Source organism: Collimonas sp. GW821-FHT02H07 (genome assembly GCF_059421505.1).
The window spans coordinates 188,082-206,677 of sequence record NZ_JBWKVC010000007.1; the positions used below are offsets into that span (position 1 = coordinate 188,082).

Genomic DNA, 18,596 nt, shown 5'->3' on the forward strand with positions numbered 1-18,596 from the left:
CCACATCGTAAATTGGTCTCAAGCTCAACATGTCTACGCCTCGAACAGCATCGATCACCCGCAACACCAACGAGACGCAAATCCGCGTCTCCATCAATCTGGATGGCAGCGGCCAGCAAAAACTGAATACCGGCGTGCCCTTCCTGGACCATATGCTGGACCAGATTGCGCGGCATGGCCTGATCGACCTGGATATCGAAGCCAACGGCGACTTGCATATCGACGCCCACCACACGGTGGAAGACGTCGGCATTACCTTGGGACAAGCGTTCGCCAAGGCGATCGGCGACAAGAAGGGGATCCGCCGCTACGGCCATGCCTACGTGCCGCTGGATGAAGCCTTGTCGCGCGTTGTCATCGATTTTTCCGGCCGTCCCGGACTTGAATTCCACGTGCCGTTCAAGCGCGCCATGATCGGCGGCTTTGACGTCGACCTGACCCACGAATTTTTCCAGGGCTTCGTCAACCACGCCCTGGTGTCTTTGCATATCGACAACCTGCGCGGCGAGAATGCCCACCATCAATGCGAAACCGTCTTCAAGGCGTTTGGCCGGGCGCTGCGCATGGCCGCTGAGCTGGATGCGCGTTCCGCCGGGACGATTCCTTCGACCAAGGGTAGTCTGTAGCGATCAGTAGTTGTTTGACGACTAATGTAATCACTAAAGCAGCGCTTTCGTCCTGTGCGGTCGTTCTGGCAAATCGTTGCGCCGGTCTTGGCTCTGACTTTGACCTTATACCGGCAGATCTCGCAACGCGGATGCGCACCAGGTTTGTTTCTCAAGACTTGAATTTTTATCATGAACAAAATCGTTGTGGTTGACTATGGCATGGGCAACCTGCGCTCGGTGGCGCAAGCCCTGCGCCAGGTAGCGCCGGAAGCCGATGTCCGTATCTCCGGCGTCATCGCCGATATCCAGGCTGCCGACCGGCTGGTGTTGCCGGGCCAGGGCGCGATGCCGGACTGCATGCGCTGCCTGCGCGAGTCGGGCGTCCAGGAAGCCGTGCTGGAAGCTTCGCGCAACAAGCCTTTGCTGGGTGTGTGCGTGGGCGAGCAGATGCTGTTCGACAGCAGCGAAGAAGGTCCGACTAACGGCCTCGGCCTGTTGCCGGGGAAAGTGGTGCGCTTCCAGCTTGACGGCCAGCTGCAGGATGACGGCTCGCGTTTCAAAGTGCCGCAGATGGGCTGGAACCGGGTGCGCCAGTCGCGCTCTCATCCGCTCTGGAACGGCATTGCCGACGACGACTATTTTTATTTCGTGCATAGTTACTACGCTGCGCCGGCGCTGGCGGAACACACCTTCGGCGAGACCGTTTATGGCGCCGCATTCAGCTGCGCCGTCGGCCGTGATAATATTTTCGCTACACAGTTCCATCCGGAGAAGAGCGCCGCCGCCGGTTTGCAGTTGTACAAGAACTTTGTGGAATGGCGCATCTAAGCGATTGCGCGACAGCTTGCAAGAATCTGTCCGCGACTGATCCGACCTGATTTTTAACTGAACTCAACCAATTAACGTAGCCATGCTGCTGATACCTGCCATCGACCTCAAAGACGGTCACTGCGTACGCCTGAAACAAGGCGATATGGACCAAGCCACTGTATTCTCCGACGATCCGGGCGAGATGGCCCGACATTGGCTGATGCAGGGCGCCCGTCGCCTGCACCTGGTGGACTTGAATGGCGCCTTTGCCGGCAAGCCGAAGAACGAACCTGCGGTCAAGGCCATCATCAAGGCGGTGCGCGAATTTGCCCTGCTCAACGGCGTCGAAGAAATCCCGGTGCAGCTGGGCGGCGGCATCCGCGACCTCGACACCATCGAACGCTATCTCGACGACGGCCTCAGCTACATCATCATCGGCACCGCCGCGGTCAAGAACCCCGGCTTCCTGCATGATGCCTGCAGCGCGTTTCCGGGGCAGATCATTGTCGGCCTGGACGCCAAGGACGGCAAGGTCGCGACCGACGGCTGGAGCAAGCTGTCCGGCCACGAAGTGATCGACCTCGCCAAGAAATTCGAAGACTACGGCTGCGCTTCCATCGTCTACACCGACATCGGCCGCGACGGCATGATGGGCGGCGTCAACATCGACGCTACCGTCAAGCTGGCGCAAAGCATGACGATTCCGGTGATCGCCTCCGGCGGCGTCCACAACGTCCACGATGTGGAAGCATTGTGCGCGGTGCAGGATGAAGGCATCGAGGCGGTGATCTGCGGCCGTTCGATCTACGAAGGCACGCTCGATCTGCGTTCGGCGCAGGAGCGCGCCGACGAACTGAGCGACGACCTCGGCGACTATGCCGAGGGCGAAGATTTATCGGAGCAGCCCGCAGCTGACAAGTCATGACTCTTGCCAAACGCATCATTCCTTGCCTGGACGTGACCAATGGCCGCGTCGTCAAGGGCGTCAATTTCCTGGAGCTGCGCGACGCCGGCGATCCGGTCGAGATCGCCCGCCGCTACGATGAGCAGGGCGCCGATGAGCTTACCTTTCTCGACATCACGGCATCCTCGGACAACCGCGACCTGATCCTGCCGATCATCGAAGCGGTGGCGTCGCAGGTCTTCATTCCGCTGACGGTGGGCGGCGGCGTGCGCGTGGTGGAAGATGTGCGCCGTCTGCTGAACGCCGGCGCCGACAAGGTCGGCATCAACACCTCCGCGGTGACCAATCCGCAGCTGGTGGCGGACGCCGCCGCCAAGTACGGTTCGCAATGCATCGTGGTCGCCATCGACGCCAAGCAGGTCGCGCCCGGCAAGTGGGAAGTATTTACCCACGGCGGCCGCAAGGCGACCGGCCTGGATGCGATCGAATGGGCGCAAAAGATGGAACAGCTGGGAGCGGGCGAAATCCTGCTGACCAGCATGGACCGCGACGGCACCAAGGTTGGTTTCGACCTGGCCTTGACCAGCAGCGTGTCCAATGCCGTAACGATACCGGTGATTGCCTCCGGTGGCGTCGGCGGCTTGCAGGACCTGGCTGACGGCATCAAGATCGGCCGTGCCGATGCGGTGCTGGCGGCGAGCATTTTCCACTATGGTCAACACACTGTGCAGGAAGCCAAGCAGTTCATGGCGGCACAGCAGATTCCGATGAGGCTAGCATGAGCAGCGTGAGTTGGTTAAACAAGGTCAGATGGGATGAACACGGCCTGGTGCCGGTGATTGCCCAGGAACTGGGTTCGAACGATGTCCTGATGTTCGCCTGGATGAACCGCGACGCCCTGGCGAAGACGGTGGCGCTGGGCGAGGCAGTCTACTGGAGCCGCTCGCGCAAGAAACTCTGGCACAAGGGCGAGGAGTCCGGCCACGTGCAGAAAGTGCATGAAATCCGTCTCGATTGCGACGAAGACGTCGTGTTGCTGAAAGTGACCCAGGCCGGCGACATCGCTTGCCACACCGGCCGCCATTCCTGCTTCTTTCAGAAGTATGAAAGCGACAGCAAGAGCTGGGAAGCGGTCGAGCCGGTGTTGAAAGAGCCGGACGAGATCTACAAATGAGCATTGAGCACAATGGACGGCGATTGCAATCATGAGTGACACCTTACAGCGCCTGGCGGCCGTCATCGAGTCGCGCAAGCCGGCCAACGGCGGCGATCCAGCGACTTCCTATGTGGCGCGCCTGTTCGCCAAGGGCGACGATGCGATCCTGAAGAAGATCGGCGAGGAAGCCACCGAAACCGTGATGGCCGCCAAGGATGCGCGCGTCGACAGCGACGTTTCACATGTCCTGTATGAATGCGCCGACCTGTGGTTCCATTCGATGATCCTGCTGGCGCAATTCAACCTGACGCCGCAGGACGTGCTGCAGGAACTGGCGCGGCGCGAGGGTTTGTCCGGGATCGAAGAAAAAGCCAGCCGCAAGCTGAGCGAGCACGAACCGCAGGCTTCCGATACAGGCAAGAATTGAGGCCCGCGCAAGGCTACTTTGTTATAGCATCCTGATTCCTTTCGGCTGTTTGATATCTGGAGATAATTTGGAAAATTGTATTTTTTGCAAAATCGCGGCCAAGCAGATTCCGTCCAAGCTGATCTATGAAGACGACGACCTGGTCGTCTTCAACGACATCAATCCGGCGGCGCCCATCCATTTCCTTATTGTGCCGAAACAACATATCGCGACGCTTGCGGATTGTGGTGAGCAGCACGCCGCTTTGCTGGGTAAAATGGCGCTCCTGGCGCCGCGCCTTGCAAAAGAGCTGGGTTGTGGCTATCAGCTCGATGAGCAGGGCCATGCCAGCGGCGGTTTCAAGACCCTGTTCAACACCGGACCGGATGGCGGCCAAGAGGTGTACCATTTGCATATGCACGTCATCGGCGGACCTAAGCCGTGGCGCGGACAGCGCTAAACCGGTTTTGCGCCGGTGAAAAATGCTGTCGGGATTGTAAGTAATATAACGGTGTGTTGACTTAGCAGGTCCGGGCACAGGATGTCCGGCAAGGAGAAAAAAATGGGTTCGTTCAGTATTTGGCACTGGTTGATCGTGCTGGTTATCGTGATGTTGGTATTTGGCACCAAAAAAATCGGCAACATGGGCTCCGACCTCGGCAAGGCCGTCAAGGGCTTCAAGGATGGCGTCAAGGGCGAGGAAGAAAAAGCCGCCGCTGACAAACAAACGATTGATGTGGCAGCCAAAGAAAAGGACAAGTCCGGCAACTGAGTCATGGCCGCCGCCGGCGCAAATCCATGCTGCCGGCCCGGCCTGATGCTTGCCGCTCCTCCCCATGATCGATATTGGCCTCACTAAACTTGCTCTGATCGGCGTTGTCGCTCTGGTCGTGGTCGGCCCTGAAAAGCTGCCGACCGTCGCGCGCATGGCCGGCTCGCTGTTCGGCCGCGCGCAGCGCTATATCAACGAAGTGAAATCGGAAGTCAGCCGCGAAATCGAGCTGGAAGAGCTGCGCAAGATGCAGCAGGACGTGCAGGAAGCCGCCAGCGATATCGAGCAGAGCATTGCCAGCAGCATGTCCGACGCCAACAAATACGTCCATGCCGCCTGGGACGATAGCGCCAGCATGACGCCGGAAACCTACAAGGTTGAACAGCTGGCGATCAAGGCCAAGAGTTTTCGCAAGAAAAAGCTGGCGCGCAGCAGCGCTGTTCCAGCCTGGTACAAGCAGCAAAGCGGCCAGAAATCGCGCGTGCTGTCCGGCGCCGCCCGCGTGGCGAAATACCGCCCGGCCAGCCAGGGCAAGTCTTCCGCTTCGTTTTTTTCATGATCTCATGCGTCTGCCCAATGTACTTACGGTCGACGCCTGATATCCGCACAATAGCTTGTTCGCACATTATCTGCCCCCATGACTGAAGAACAAAAATCCAGCGGCGTCGAAGAGACGTTCATTTCGCACCTGGTGGAATTGCGCAATCGCATCATGAAGGCATCGATCGCGATCATCGTGATCTTCCTGTGCCTGATGCCGTGGTCGGCGAACATCTACGACTTCCTGGCCGCGCCTATGCTGAACGCGCTGCCGCACGGCAGCAAGATGATCGCCACCGGCGTCATCACGCCATTCCTGATCCCGGTCAAGGTGACCTTGCTGGTCGCCTTCGTCATTGCCCTGCCGTGGGTGCTGTACCAGCTGTGGGCCTTCATCGCGCCGGGTTTGTACGCCCACGAAAAGAAGCTGATCGCGCCGCTGGTGGTATCGTCTTCGATCTTGTTCGTCACCGGCGTGGCCTTCTGTTATTACCTGGTGTTCGGGGTGATTTTCCACTTCATCAACAAGGTGGCCCCGACCTCGATTTCGGTGACGCCGGACATCGACAACTACTTCGATTTCGTGATGACCATGTTCATCGCCTTCGGCATGACTTTTGAAGTGCCGATCGTGGTGATCGTGCTGGTGCGCATGGGCCTGGTGTCGCTGGAGAAGCTGAAGTCGATCCGTCCCTACGTGATCGTCGGCGCTTTCGTGGTGGCCGCCATCGTGACGCCGCCGGACATCATGAGCCAGATGCTGCTGGCGGTGCCGCTGTGCCTGCTGTACGAGATTGGTTTGCTGGTGGCGCCGCTGTTCGTCAAGGCGACCCAGGCGCCGGCCGACGCCGAAGAAACGATCTAAGCCGTAGGGTGGGCACGTGTGCCCACGCGTGACGGCAGATTCACATGGGACTTTCGATGCGCATAGGTCACGCGTGGGCACACGTGCCCACCCTACGAGCGCAATGGGTCAACAATATTTGCCATGATTTAAGAAAATATCATTCAGCGGCAACCGGCGTCTTGATCTGTCGCAGCCAACTGACCAGCGGATAGGCATCCTTGAAGCCGTTCAGCAGTTCCTTCTCCAGCGCGTCCGACAGCATCTTCTTGATCGGCGTTTCCTTCCAGACGATGAAATTCTTCAGCTTGATGTATTCAATGTGCGGCGCATCGGCGTCGAATCCCTTCGGTGGGCGTATCAGTTTGCCCTCGGATTGCAGGGTGCCGTAAGTCGCCACCAGTTTCTTGTTCTTCAACAGCTTGCCAAAGCCGCCGGCATCCGCCACCACCTGGTTGCGGATCGCCCGCAAGCGGTCGGCCGGCGGCATGTATTCGCCGCCGGCCACCAGCAGCGTGCCGCTGGCATCTATGTGAAAATAGTAGGACGGACCGCCGCCCTGGCTCGGTTTTTTCAAGCCGCTGGCGATGATGGACGCCGAGAAGTAGGTCTTGTACGGGCTCTTGTCGTGCGAAAAACGCATGTCCCGATTGATGCGGAACAGCGCTTTCTTCGGATTGCAGCCGGCAATCGAGGGGTCGAATTTGCTGACCTCGCCGATCAGGCGCGTCACCAGTTCCAGGAATTCCGCGCGCAGGATATCGTAGCGCGGCTTGTTCATGACGAACCAGGCCCGGTTGTTGTTTTCAGAAAGTTCGGCAAGGTATTGGGTCAGGTCGCGGACATGCATTGCAGTTTTCCTTTATGCGATTGTTTTTATGAAAGCCTATTAGGTGGCGTGGTCGCGGCTACGGACATGGCGAATCGGTAATTATCGCACCAGATCCGATATTCGATGGCCGTGCTAGTATTTTCAAAAAATCGCGTACCGCCAGCCTGGCGCGCTTCACAGGAGACTCTCTCATGACGCATGGTATTGACGACCGCAAGCGCTGGTCAGCCCTGATAGTGCTCTGTCTTGGCGTGCTGATGATCGTGCTCGACACCACGATCGTCAACGTCGCCTTACCCTCGATCGCCGCCGATCTCAAATTTTCCGAGACCTCGCTGGTGTGGGTAGTGAACGCCTACATGCTGACCTTCGGCGGCTTCCTGTTGCTGGGCGGACGGCTCGGCGACCTGTACGGCCACAGGCGCATGTTCCTGCTCGGGATCACCTTGTTCACGCTAGCCTCGCTGGCCTGCGGGCTGGCTAATTCGCAAGTGCTGCTGGTGTGCGCACGGGCGGTGCAGGGGCTGGGCGGGGCCGTGGTGTCGGCGGTGTCGCTGTCGCTGATCATGAACCTGTTCACCGAGCCGGGCGAGCGCGCCAAGGCCATGGGTGTGTACGGTTTCGTCTGCGCCGGCGGCGGCAGCATCGGCGTGCTGCTGGGCGGACTGTTGACCAGCGCCCTCAGCTGGCACTGGATTTTCCTGGTCAACCTGCCGATAGGGATCGCCGTCTATGCGCTGTGCGCCGGCCTGCTGCCGCACGGCAGCGGCGCCGCCAGCCATCACAAGCTGGATGTGGCCGGCGCGGCGAGCATCACCGTTGCGCTGATGCTCGCCGTGTATGCGATCGTCAACGGCAACCAGGCCGGCTGGGATTCGACCCAGACTATCGTCATGCTGCTGGCGGCGGTCGCGCTGCTGATCCTGTTCCTCGCCATCGAAGCGCGAGTCAAGGCGCCGCTGGTGCCGCTGGCGCTGTTCCGCCTGCGCAGCGTGGTGGTCGCCAATATCGTCGGCGTGATGTGGGCGGCAGCGATGTTCGCCTGGTTTTTTATTTCCGCACTGTACCTGCAGCGGGTGCGCGGTTACCAGCCGCTGCAGGTCGGCCTGGCGTTCTTGCCGGCCAACCTGATCATGGCGGTTTTTTCGCTCGGCCTGTCCGCCAAGCTGGTCATGCATTTCGGCATCCGCCTGCCGTTGGCCACCGGCTTGCTGGTGGCGGCTGTCGGCCTGGCCCTCTTCGCGCGGGCGCCGGTGGATGGCAGTTTCCTGCTGGATGTGCTGCCGGGCATGCTGCTGCTTGGACTGGGCGCTGGGATAGCGTTTAATCCGATGCTGCTGGCGGCAATGAGCGAAGTGGCGACCAGCGAATCCGGGCTGGCTTCCGGCGTCGTCAATACATCTTTCATGATGGGTGGAGCGCTTGGCCTGGCGCTGCTGGCCAGTTTGGCGGACGCGCGCAGCGACGGCTTGCTGAAGGCCGGCGTGGCAGCGCAGGCGGCGCTCAACGGCGGCTATCAGCTGGCCTTTCTGGGCGGGGCGATATTTGCCGGAGCGGCGGCGATGCTGGGCGCTGTATTGCTGCGGAGAGCGCCGCAGCCGGTGGCGGAGCAAGTCGCTCAGGACGAGCTTGAGACCATGGAATGAAAGCTGGCCTGGGCGCTTGGCCCGGGCCAGCGCGATTCGACTACTCGGCTTCGCGCTTCATCGGCGGCCGCTTGCCGATGATGGCTTCCACCGTGCTTTCCTGGGTCTTGCGCAGCACCGTCAGTTTCGCCTTGCTGCCCGGCTGCAGCTGGGCGATCAGGTTGGTCATGTCGGTGCTGTCGGTGATCGGCTTGCCTTCGATCGCCACCAGGATGTCGCCCGGCTTCAGGCCGGCCTTGTCGGCCGGACCGCTCTTGATGACGCCGGCGATGATGGCGCCGGTCTTGCGCGTCAGGCCGAAGCTTTCCGCCAGTTCCGGTGTGATGTCCTGCGGTTCGACGCCGATATAGCCGCGCACCATGTGGCCGGTGTTGATGATCGATTCCATCACGGTCTTGGCGGTCGTCATGGGCACGGCAAAACCGATCCCGAGCGAGCCGCCGGTGCGCGAATAGATGGCGGTGTTGATGCCCAGCAGGTTACCGTTGGTGTCGATCAGGGCGCCGCCCGAATTGCCGGGATTGATGGCGGCATCGGTCTGGATGAAGTTTTCAAACTGGTTGATGCCGAGATGGCTGCGGCCCAGCGCCGAGATAATCCCCATGGTGACGGTCTGGCCGACGCCGAACGGATTGCCGATCGCCAGCACGACGTCGCCGACACTGGCTTCGTCCGCCCGGCCCAGCGTGATTGCCGGCAGGTTCGGCAGCTCGATCTTGATCACCGCCAAGTCGGTTTCCGGATCGGTGCCGACTACCTTGGCGGTAGTAGTGCGGCCATCGGCCAGCGCCACTTCGATTTCATCGGCCGATTCGACCACGTGGTTATTGGTCAGGATATAGCCTTGCGCACTGACGATGACGCCGGAACCCAGGCTGGATTGCTTGTCCTCCGAATCGTCGCCGCGGTCGCCGAAGAATTTGCGCAGCAGCGGGTCTTCCAGCACTTCCGGACTGGCTGCCTTGGCTTCCTTGCTGGTGAAGATATTCACCACCGACGGCATCGCCCGCTGCGAAGCCTGGCGGTACGAGCTCGGCGCCAGCGTGCCCGGCGCAGCTTCCTGCAGCGGCACCTTGGAGGCGGCGATATGCAGGCGCGAGCTGGTCAGCGACCCGGTTAGCCAATCCGGCTTCAAGGTCGTTACAATGAACAGGATCGCTAAACCGACGGTCACGGTTTGTGCAAATAACAGCCAGAAACGTCGCATAGTGGAGTCTTAGAAGAGGGTCAAAATCGTGAGTCAGAAATCGTTAAGCCACACCGAAATGGCGAAGTATCTTGCCGAAGCATTAAACATTATACAGTTCCGTGATTATTGCCCAAATGGCTTGCAGGTGGAAGGACGCGCGGAAATTAGGCATCTGGTGAGCGGCGTCACCGCCAGCCAGGCTTTGCTGGAAGCGGCAGTGGAGGCAGGCGCCGATGCGATCCTGGTGCACCATGGCTATTTCTGGCGCGGCGAGGATGCGCGCGTCATCGGCAGCAAGCACAAACGGCTGAAGTTGTTGTTAACACACGATATCAACCTGTTCGCTTATCACCTGCCGCTGGATTCCCATCCGCAATTCGGCAACAACGTGCAGCTGGCGCAGCAGCTGGGGCTGGTGCCGGATGGCCGCTTCGGCGACGATCAGCTGGGCTGGCTGGGCCATGCCGCCGCTCCCGAGGTGAAAACCGTGGGCGACCTTGCCGCCATCATCGAACGCCGCCTGAGCCGGGCGCCGCTGCTGATCGGCGATCCGGCGCAGCCGCTGGCACGCGTCGCCTGGTGCACCGGCGGCGCCCAAGGCATGCTGGGCGACGCCATCGCGGCCGGCGCCAGCGTCTACATCAGCGGCGAGATATCCGAGCCGACCGTGCACCTGGCGCGCGAAAGCGGCGTGGCCTACCTGGCGGCCGGGCACCACGCCACCGAGCGCTACGGCGTCCAGGCGCTGGGACGGCACCTGGCGGAACGCTTCGGCCTGCAGCACCAGTTCATCGATATCGACAACCCGGTTTGAGCGCGATCACGGCATAGGCAACAAGGCATGAGCAAAACAGTGGACAGCGTCAGGATCGACAAATGGCTGTGGGCGGCGCGGTTTTTCAAGACGCGCACCCTGGCCAGCGATGCGGTCGATAACGGCAAGGTGAAGTTGAACGATGAGCGCGTCAAGCCGGCGCGCAACCTCAAGGCAGGCGATACCCTGGCGATCGACAACGGCGCCAGCGTCTGGGAGGTCGAGGTATTGCTGCTGGCCGACGTCCGCGGCTCGGCCGCGATCGCGCAAACGCTGTACCGGGAAACCGCGCAAAGCGTGGCCAGGCGCAGCGTGCTGGCCGAGGACCGGAAATTCTTCAAGGAACCCACCATGGCGATCAAAGGCCGCCCCACCAAGCGCGACCGCCGCTTGTTGGATAAAGCACAATCCTGAGGCGATTTTCCAATGGCGATCTGACATCGCTTTCGTGCAGTTTTCCCGGTAGCGTGGAACTGCCCGGAGCGTTTCCCCGGCGCTGGCGGCCTTGCGGCACACGCCAGGCGTCGGACTCAAGCAGCGCAAATGAACTCCCGATCAAATTCGAAGGAGCTCTCGGTAGAACCGCCCCTCTAAGTCGCTGTTTGACATTTCGATTCTGGTGCATAATAGTACGAGCGTTCGCATTCTTGCCGGCATGAGTAACACCATCATGCCAAAGCGAGCAGGCGCCGCTCCTAACCAAAGCTAACCAGAGCCAACCAGGCAGAGACAGGACTATCGTGGCACATACCGACACGCCGCCAAAATTCATGCGTAAAGGCGAAATGACGCGCGCAGCGATCCTGGATGTCGCCATCACGCTGGCCAGCCGCGACGGTCTCGAAGGCCTGACCATCGGTTTGCTGGCTGAAAAAATGAACATGAGCAAGTCCGGCGTGTTCGCCCATTTCGGCTCGCGCGAAGACCTGCAGATCGAAGTGGTGAAGCTGTACCACCGCCAGTTCGAACAAGAAGTGTTCTATCCCAGCATCAAGGAAGCACGTGGCCTGCCGCGCCTGGAATGCATGTTTGCGCGCTGGATCCGCCAGGTGACGATTGAAATCGCCTCTGGCTGCATCTATATCAGCGGCGCGGTCGAGTATGACGATCGGCCTGGTGAAATTCGCGAACAGCTGGTGACCATGGTGCGCACCTGGCAACTGGCTTTGCACCGCTGCGCCTTGCAGGCGGTCGAGGCCGGTCATCTGCGGGCCGATACCGATGCCGACCAGCTGGTGTATGAAATGTACGGCCTGATCCTGGGCTTGCACCATGACGCCCGCTTCCTCAAGAAGGCCGGTAGCGTGGAGCGCGCGCAAAAAGGCTTTGACCGCCTGATCGACAGCTACCGCAACACACAGCCGTCGGCCGCCGGCAGCAAGCCGGTGCTGCAGGATCCCAAGCAAAAAACGAATCAAAAAATCGCTGCCAAACCGGCAGCCAGATCAATCCAGTAAATACAAACAATCATCAGGAGAGCACCATGGGTCAATACGTCGCGCCACTGCGGGATATGCAATTCGTCATGCACGAGCTGCTGCATGTAGAAGATGAACTGAAACAATTGCCGAAGCATGCCGAGATCGATGCCGACATCATCAATCAAGTGCTGGAAGAGGGCGGTAAATTCACCTCCCAAGTACTGTTCCCGCTGAACCATTCCGGCGACCGCGAAGGCTGCCACCACGACAAGGCCACGCACACCGTCACCGCGCCTAAGGGTTTCAAGGAAGCCTACAAGCAGTACGTGGAAGCCGGCTGGCCATCGCTGTCGTGCGATCCTGAATTCGGCGGCCAGGGCCTGCCGCTGGTGATCAACAATTCGTTCTACGAAATGATGAATTCGGCCAACCAGGCCTGGACCATGTACCCGGGCCTGTCGCACGGCGCCTACGAGTGTCTGCACGCACACGGCACGCCAGAGCAGCAGGCCCTGTACCTGCCGAAGCTGGTGTCCGGCGAATGGACCGGCACCATGTGCCTGACCGAATCGCATTGCGGCACCGACCTTGGCATGCTGCGCTCGAAAGCCGAGCCGCAGGCCGACGGTTCCTACAGCATCACCGGCAGCAAGATTTTCATCTCGGCCGGCGAGCACGACATGTCGCAAAACATCATCCACCTGGTGCTGGCGCGCCTGCCGGGCGCACCGGAAGGTTCCAAGGGCATCTCGCTGTTCCTGGTGCCGAAGTTCCTGCCTAACGCGGACGGCTCGCTGGGTGCGCGCAATCCTATTACTTGCGGCGCGATTGAAGAAAAGATGGGCATCCACGGCAACTCGACCTGCCAGATGAATCTGGACGGCGCCACCGGCTGGCTCATCGGCAGCCCGCACAAGGGCTTGAACGCGATGTTCGTGTTCATGAACGCAGCCCGCCTCGGCGTCGGCATGCAAGGCCTGGGATTGACTGAAGTGGCTTACCAGAACGCGCTGGTGTATGCGAAAGACCGCATCCAGATGCGCAGCCTGTCGGGCATCAAGGCGCCGGACCGGCCAGCCGATCCGATCATCGTCCATCCAGACGTGCGCCGCATGCTGTTGACGGCAAAAGCGTATGCTGAAGGCGCGCGCGCTTTCTGTTCTTACGTCGCCCTGCAGCTGGACAAGGAACTGAACCACCCGGACGAGCAAGTACGCAAGGACTGCGCCGATGAAGTCGCCCTGTTGACCCCGGTGATCAAGGCCTTCATCACCGACAACGCCTGGACTGCGACATCGGAATGCATGCAGGTGTACGGCGGCCACGGCTTCATCGCCGAGTGGGGCATGGAGCAGTATGTGCGCGATGCCCGCATCAACATGATCTATGAAGGCACCAACACCATCCAGTCGCTTGATCTGCTGGGCCGCAAGGTGTTGATGGACAACGGCGCCAAGCTGAAGAAATTCGGCGCCAAGGTGCAGGCTTTCATCGAAGAGAACGGCGCCGACGAAGCGCTGTCGGAATTCATCACGCCGCTGGCCGACCTGGGCGACAAGGTCAGCAAGCTGACCATGGAAATCGGCATGAAGGCTTTCCAGAATCCGGACGAAGCCGGCGCAGCAGCAGTACCTTACCTGCGCGTAGTTGGCCACTTGGTGTACGCCTACTTCTTTGCGCAAATGGCAAAGATCGCTTTGGCCAAGCAAGATTCTGGCGACAAGTTCTACGTTTCCAAGCTGGCGACCGCACGTTTCTATTTCGCCCGCCTGCTGCCGGAAACCGCAATGTTGATTCGTCAGGCACGTTCCGGTTCGGGCAGCCTGATGGCGCTGGACGCGGATTTGTTCTAGTAGGGTGGGCACTTGTGCCCACGCGTGGCCGTAATAACCAGAGCGCAATAGGGATGTACATGAAGTGAATTCACGCGTGGGCACGGTGTGCCCACCCTACGAATGGATTACTCAATTACTCAGGAGAAACAAGTGTCGAATTTCATCGTTAAAAAAGTCGCCGTCCTCGGCGCCGGCGTGATGGGCGCGCAAATCGCGGCCCACTGCCTGAACGCCAAGGTGCCGGTGGTGCTGTTCGATCTGCCAGCCAAGGAAGGCCCGAAAAACGGCATCGTCCTGCGCGCCATCGAAAACCTGAAGAAGCTCAGCCCTGCGCCTTTGGGCAACAAGGATGACGCATCGCTGATCGAAGTCGCCAATTACGAAGACAACCTGGATGTGCTGGCCGGCTGCGACCTGATCATCGAAGCCATCGCCGAGCGCATGGACTGGAAGCACGACCTGTACAAGAAGGTCGCGCCGCACATTGCACCGAACGCGATTTTCGCTTCCAACACTTCTGGCCTGTCGATCACCGCCTTGTCGGAAGGTTTCGACGCTGAACTGAAAGCACGCTTCTGCGGCGTCCACTTCTTCAACCCGCCGCGCTACATGCACTTGGTGGAACTGATCCCGACCGCCACCACCAAGCCAGAGATCCTCGATCAGCTGGAAGGCTTCCTGGCGTCCACGCTGGGCAAGGGCGTTGTGCGCGCAAAAGATACCCCTAACTTCATCGCCAACCGCGTGGGCGTGTTCGGCATCCTCTCGACCGTGCACCAGGCTGAAAAATTCGGCCTGTCGGTGGATGTTGTCGATGACCTGACCGGCGCCAAGCTGGGCCGCGCCAAGTCCGGTACTTTCCGTACCGCCGACGTGGTCGGCCTGGACACCATGGGTCATGTCATCAAGACCATGCAGGACACTCTGAAGGACGATCCTTTCTACGGCGTATACGCGACGCCGCCGCTGCTGGCCAAGCTGGTCGAGCAGGGCGCGCTGGGTCAAAAGACCGGCGCGGGCTTCTACAAGAAGGTCGGCAAGGACATCCTGCGCATCGACGCCGCCAAGGGCGAGTATGTGACCGGCGGCGGCAAGGCCGACGAACTGGTGGCGCGCATCCTGAAAGACAAGGATCCGGTCAAGCGCATGAAAACCCTGCGCGAATCGACCAATCCGCAAGCGCAGTTCCTGTGGGCCATCTTCCGTGACGGCTTCCACTACATCGCCGTCCATATGGAATCGATCGCCGACAACGCGCGCGACATCGATTTCGCCATGCGCTGGGGCTTCGGCTGGAGCGTAGGTCCATTCGAAATCTGGCAAGCGGCTGACTGGAAGCAGATCGCCGGCTGGGTCAAGGAAGACATCGACGCCGGCAAGGCGCTGTGCAATGCACCGCTGCCAGCCTGGGTATTCGACGGCCGCACCGGCGTGCACGCTGCCGACGGTTCTTATTCGCCAGCGAAGAAAGCCAACGTTGCCCGTTCCACTCTGCCAGTCTACGAGCGCCAGGTATTCCGCGCACCGTTGCTGGGCGAAGGCGTAGCCGACGGCAAGACCGCCGGCACTACCGTCTTCGAAGACGACTCGGTACGCGCATGGCATCAAAACGATGACGTACTGGTCCTGTCGTTCAAGACCAAGATGCACGTGATCGGACCTGGCGTCATCGCCGGCCTGAACAAGGCAGTGGCCGAAGCAGAAAAGAATTACAAGGGCCTGGTGCTGTGGCACGCGGATGCAGCTGAAGGCGGCGCATTCTCTGCCGGCGCCGACCTGCAATCGATGCTGCCATTGTTCATGTCGGGTGGCGCCAAGGCGATCGAACCGATGGTCGCCGAATTGCAGCAAGCCTTCATGGGCCTCAAGTACGCCAGCGTCCCGGTAGTGGCCGCGGTGGCCGGCCTGGCGCTGGGCGGCGGCTGCGAACTGGCGCTGCACACAGCCAAGCGTGTCGCATCGATCGAATCGTATATCGGCCTGGTTGAAGTCGGCGTTGGTCTGATCCCTGCCGGCGGCGGCCTGAAGGAAGCGGCAGTACGCGCAGCCAACGACGCCAAGGGCAACGACATCCTGCAATTCCTGAAGACTTCCTTCATGAATGCAGCGACAGCCAATGTGTCGAAGTCGGCCTTGCAAGCGCAAAGCATGGGCTATCTGAAAGCCACCGATGTGATCGTATTCAACGCGTACGAGCTGCTGCATGTGGCCAAGGTTGAAGCACGCGCCATGTTCGACGCCGGCTACCGTCCACCGCTGAAGGCGCAGATCCCGGTCGTAGGCCGCGACGGCATCGCCACCATCCTGGCGCAGCTGGTCAACATGCGCGACGGCGGCTTCATCTCGGCACATGACTACAAACTGGGCCACATGATTGCCAACATCGTCTGCGGCGGCGAAGTCAACGAAGGCAGCATCGTGAATGAACAATGGTTGCTGGACCTGGAGCGCAAAGCGTTCGTCGAACTGCTGAACAACCCCAAGACGCAAGAGCGGATCATGGGCATGATGCAGACCGGTAAACCAGTGCGCAACTAAGTTAACTATTTGCGGGACAGAGTTTAAGAGCCACCGAAGCGTGGCGAATGACTCTGTCCCCAACTGATCAGGAGATCACAATGAGCAAACAACTTCAAGAAGCGTATATCGTTTCCGCTACCCGTACGCCAATCGGCAAGGCGCCGCGCGGCATGTTCAAGAACACCCGTCCGGACGACCTGCTGGTGCGCGTGATGCAATCCGCCATGGCGCAAGTGCCTGGCCTGGATCCTAAGCTGGTGCAGGACGCCATCATCGGCTGTTCTTTCCCGGAAGGCGCACAAGGCTTGAACATGGCGCGTAACGCCGTGCTGCTGGCCGGCCTGCCGAACACCATCGGCGGCGTCACCGTCAACCGCTACTGCGCATCCGGCATCACCGCCATCGCCATGGCGGCTGACCGCATCCGCGTCGGCGAGGCCGATGTCATGATCGCCGGCGGCGCTGAATCGATGTCGATGGTGCCGATGATGGGCTTCCATCCTTCAGTCAACATGAACGCCTTCAAGGATGAAAACGTCGGCATGGCCTACGGCATGGGCCTGACTGCGGAGAAAGTCGCCCAGCAGTGGAAAGTCTCGCGCGAAGCGCAAGACGCCTTCTCGGTCGAATCGCACCGCCGCGCCATCGCTGGCCAGCAAGCCGGCGAGTTCAAGGATGAAACCACTTCCTTCGACATCATCGAGCGCTTCCCGAATCTGGCCACCGGCCAGATCGACCTCAAGAACCGCACCGTCGACCGCGACGAAGGCGCACGCGCCGAGTCGAGCATGGAAACGCTGGGCAAGCTGAAGGCGGTATTCGCAGCCAAAGGCACTGTCACTGCAGGCAACAGCTCGCAAATGTCGGACGGCGCCGGCGCCCTGATCCTGGTCAGCGAAAAAATCCTCAAGGAATTCAACCTGACCCCGCTGGCGCGCTTCGTCTCGTTTGCAGTACGCGGCGTCCCGCCGGAAATCATGGGCATCGGTCCTAAGGAAGCGATCCCGGCAGCGCTGCGCGCCGCCGGCCTGACCCAGGACCAGCTGGACTGGATCGAATTGAACGAAGCATTCGCAGCGCAAGCGCTGGCAGTGATCCAGGACCTCGGCCTGGATCCAGCCAAGGTCAACCCGCTGGGCGGCGCCATTGCACTCGGCCACCCGCTGGGCGCAACCGGCGCCATCCGTGCCGCCACTGCGATCCACGGCATCCGCCGCCGCAACCAGAAGTACGGCATGGTCACCATGTGCGTTGGCGCCGGCATGGGCGCTGCAGGTATTTTCGAACGTATGTAATCGTTTGAATCAGCGTTTGAATTAGCAGATTGTCATAAGCAATCGTAAAAAACGAAAAAGCCGTGCAGCCATCCCCCGCACGGCTTTTTTGTCTTCTCTCACTTAATCATGTCGCCGCGAATCGCGCGCGCTGAACCGGAGCACCAGATGGATATTTTGACCAGCAAGGAAAACGGCATTCTGACGATTGAATTCAACCGTCTCGAAAAGAAGAACGCCATCACCGCCGCCATGTACCAGACCATGGTCGACGCCCTGAAAGACGCGGAAACGGACAACGCGGTGCGCGCCATCCTGTTCCTCGGCAAGCCGCAGATCTTCAGCGCCGGCAACGACCTCGAAGATTTCATGAAGAACCGGCCTACCGGCACCGACAGCCCGGTGTTCCAGTTCCTGTGGCAGATCAGCCATGCCAGCAAGCCGATGGTGGCGGCAGTCGCCGGCGCCGCAGTCGGCATCGGCACCACCCTGCTGATGCATTGCGACCTGGTGTACGCAGCCGATAATGCCCGTTTCTCGATGCCGTTCACGCAGCTGGGTTTGTGCCCGGAAGCCGCCTCCAGCCTGATCCTGCCGCAGATCGCCGGCTATCAGCGCGCAGCCGAAAAACTGCTGCTGGGCGAAGCCTTCACGGCGGAAGAAGCCGCCGCCATGGGCTTGGTCAACAAGGTCTTGCCAGCGGAAGAACTGCTGGCGTTTGCCCAGGCGCAGGCAGCCAAGCTGGTGGCTTTGCCGGCAGCGTCTATCCGCATTACCAAGCGCTTGATGAAGGGTGCGCAGACTGCTGAAGTGGAAGCGCGGATGGCGCAGGAGATTGAGCATTTCGGCGCCATGCTGAAAGCGCCTGAGGCGGCTGAGGCATTTACTGCGTTCTTTGAGCGGCGTAAGCCTGATTTCAGCAAGTTTTGCTGAGTAGCGTTTTCATTGCACGCATAAGGAGCCTGACGACAAGTCGGGTTTTTTTATGGATGCACGGAATACGCGCATTTTTACAGGCATATTTT

Annotated in this window: 20 protein-coding genes; 18 read left to right on the top strand and 2 right to left on the bottom strand. The window is 60.3% G+C overall.

The features are described from left to right. Positions 1 to 29: 29 nt before the first annotated feature. The 10 genes from hisB to tatC all read left to right on the top strand — a co-directional run bounded on the left by hisB (position 30) and on the right by tatC (position 6,061). Complete coding sequence (hisB, locus tag AC07V8_RS13245) at positions 30 to 626, top strand: imidazoleglycerol-phosphate dehydratase HisB (RefSeq protein WP_211442876.1); 597 nt, start codon at positions 30 to 32, stop codon at positions 624 to 626. A 171-nt stretch (positions 627 to 797) separates the two neighbouring features. Then, positions 798 to 1,436 (top strand): imidazole glycerol phosphate synthase subunit HisH, encoded by a 639-nt coding sequence (hisH, locus tag AC07V8_RS13250; protein WP_494678574.1) that lies wholly within the window; start codon positions 798 to 800, stop codon positions 1,434 to 1,436. Between the two features lie 82 nt (positions 1,437 to 1,518). Next, on the top strand, positions 1,519 to 2,343 hold the full coding sequence (gene hisA, locus AC07V8_RS13255) for a 1-(5-phosphoribosyl)-5-[(5-phosphoribosylamino)methylideneamino]imidazole-4-carboxamide isomerase (RefSeq protein WP_494678573.1): 825 nt from the start codon (positions 1,519 to 1,521) through the stop codon (positions 2,341 to 2,343). Beyond that, entirely contained in the window at positions 2,340 to 3,104 is a 765-nt protein-coding gene (hisF, locus tag AC07V8_RS13260) for an imidazole glycerol phosphate synthase subunit HisF (protein WP_062111780.1), read from the top strand. The genes hisA and hisF overlap by 4 nt, the downstream gene beginning before the upstream one ends. Continuing rightward, positions 3,101 to 3,496 (top strand): phosphoribosyl-AMP cyclohydrolase, encoded by a 396-nt coding sequence (hisI, locus tag AC07V8_RS13265; RefSeq protein WP_038485021.1) that lies wholly within the window; start codon positions 3,101 to 3,103, stop codon positions 3,494 to 3,496. Before hisF ends, hisI begins: the two co-directional genes overlap by 4 nt. A gap of 31 nt (positions 3,497 to 3,527) precedes the next feature. Continuing rightward, complete coding sequence (locus AC07V8_RS13270; RefSeq protein ID WP_494678572.1) at positions 3,528 to 3,905, top strand: phosphoribosyl-ATP diphosphatase; 378 nt, start codon at positions 3,528 to 3,530, stop codon at positions 3,903 to 3,905. A 67-nt stretch (positions 3,906 to 3,972) separates the two neighbouring features. Next, a complete protein-coding gene (locus AC07V8_RS13275; RefSeq protein ID WP_494678571.1) occupies positions 3,973 to 4,344 on the top strand; it encodes a histidine triad nucleotide-binding protein in 372 nt (123 codons plus the stop codon). A gap of 102 nt (positions 4,345 to 4,446) precedes the next feature. Beyond that, positions 4,447 to 4,656 (top strand): Sec-independent protein translocase subunit TatA, encoded by a 210-nt coding sequence (gene tatA, locus AC07V8_RS13280; RefSeq protein ID WP_098497497.1) that lies wholly within the window; start codon positions 4,447 to 4,449, stop codon positions 4,654 to 4,656. A gap of 64 nt (positions 4,657 to 4,720) precedes the next feature. Then, on the top strand, positions 4,721 to 5,215 hold the full coding sequence (gene tatB / locus AC07V8_RS13285; protein WP_494678570.1) for a Sec-independent protein translocase protein TatB: 495 nt from the start codon (positions 4,721 to 4,723) through the stop codon (positions 5,213 to 5,215). Positions 5,216 to 5,293: 78 nt separating this feature from the next. After that, positions 5,294 to 6,061, top strand: coding sequence for a twin-arginine translocase subunit TatC (gene tatC, locus AC07V8_RS13290; RefSeq protein WP_494678569.1), 768 nt, complete (start codon positions 5,294 to 5,296; stop codon positions 6,059 to 6,061). 139 nt (positions 6,062 to 6,200) lie between these two features. Here tatC and AC07V8_RS13295 read toward each other — a convergent pair whose 3' ends face one another. After that, a complete protein-coding gene (locus tag AC07V8_RS13295) occupies positions 6,201 to 6,890 on the bottom strand; it encodes a DUF2461 domain-containing protein (protein ID WP_494678568.1) in 690 nt (229 codons plus the stop codon). A gap of 173 nt (positions 6,891 to 7,063) precedes the next feature. Here AC07V8_RS13295 and AC07V8_RS13300 point away from each other — a divergent pair, with 173 nt between their 5' ends. Further along, complete coding sequence (locus tag AC07V8_RS13300; RefSeq protein WP_494678567.1) at positions 7,064 to 8,518, top strand: DHA2 family efflux MFS transporter permease subunit; 1,455 nt, start codon at positions 7,064 to 7,066, stop codon at positions 8,516 to 8,518. A 40-nt stretch (positions 8,519 to 8,558) separates the two neighbouring features. On the opposite strand, the gene AC07V8_RS13305 is transcribed toward AC07V8_RS13300, so the two are convergent. Continuing rightward, positions 8,559 to 9,725, bottom strand: coding sequence for a Do family serine endopeptidase (locus AC07V8_RS13305; protein WP_494678566.1), 1,167 nt, complete (start codon positions 9,723 to 9,725; stop codon positions 8,559 to 8,561). Between the two features lie 58 nt (positions 9,726 to 9,783). On the opposite strand from AC07V8_RS13305, the gene AC07V8_RS13310 reads away from it, so the two are divergent. From AC07V8_RS13310 to AC07V8_RS13340, 7 genes are all read left to right on the top strand, one after another. Further along, positions 9,784 to 10,521, top strand: a complete 738-nt coding sequence (locus AC07V8_RS13310; RefSeq protein ID WP_494678565.1) for a Nif3-like dinuclear metal center hexameric protein — start codon at positions 9,784 to 9,786, stop codon at positions 10,519 to 10,521. A 27-nt stretch (positions 10,522 to 10,548) separates the two neighbouring features. Beyond that, a complete protein-coding gene (locus tag AC07V8_RS13315; RefSeq protein ID WP_494678564.1) occupies positions 10,549 to 10,935 on the top strand; it encodes an RNA-binding S4 domain-containing protein in 387 nt (128 codons plus the stop codon). A gap of 356 nt (positions 10,936 to 11,291) precedes the next feature. Further along, a complete protein-coding gene (locus tag AC07V8_RS13320; RefSeq protein WP_494678690.1) occupies positions 11,292 to 11,978 on the top strand; it encodes a TetR/AcrR family transcriptional regulator in 687 nt (228 codons plus the stop codon). Positions 11,979 to 12,004: 26 nt separating this feature from the next. Continuing rightward, positions 12,005 to 13,795, top strand: a complete 1,791-nt coding sequence (locus AC07V8_RS13325; RefSeq protein WP_211442865.1) for an acyl-CoA dehydrogenase C-terminal domain-containing protein — start codon at positions 12,005 to 12,007, stop codon at positions 13,793 to 13,795. 132 nt (positions 13,796 to 13,927) lie between these two features. Continuing rightward, on the top strand, positions 13,928 to 16,315 hold the full coding sequence (locus tag AC07V8_RS13330) for a 3-hydroxyacyl-CoA dehydrogenase/enoyl-CoA hydratase family protein (RefSeq protein WP_494678563.1): 2,388 nt from the start codon (positions 13,928 to 13,930) through the stop codon (positions 16,313 to 16,315). Between the two features lie 80 nt (positions 16,316 to 16,395). Next, positions 16,396 to 17,592 carry an acetyl-CoA C-acyltransferase gene (locus AC07V8_RS13335; RefSeq protein WP_494678562.1) on the top strand — a complete coding sequence of 399 codons (1,197 nt, stop codon included), beginning with the start codon at positions 16,396 to 16,398 and terminating at the stop codon, positions 17,590 to 17,592. A 147-nt stretch (positions 17,593 to 17,739) separates the two neighbouring features. After that, positions 17,740 to 18,504, top strand: a complete 765-nt coding sequence (locus tag AC07V8_RS13340; RefSeq protein ID WP_494678561.1) for an enoyl-CoA hydratase — start codon at positions 17,740 to 17,742, stop codon at positions 18,502 to 18,504. Positions 18,505 to 18,596: the final 92 nt, after the last annotated feature.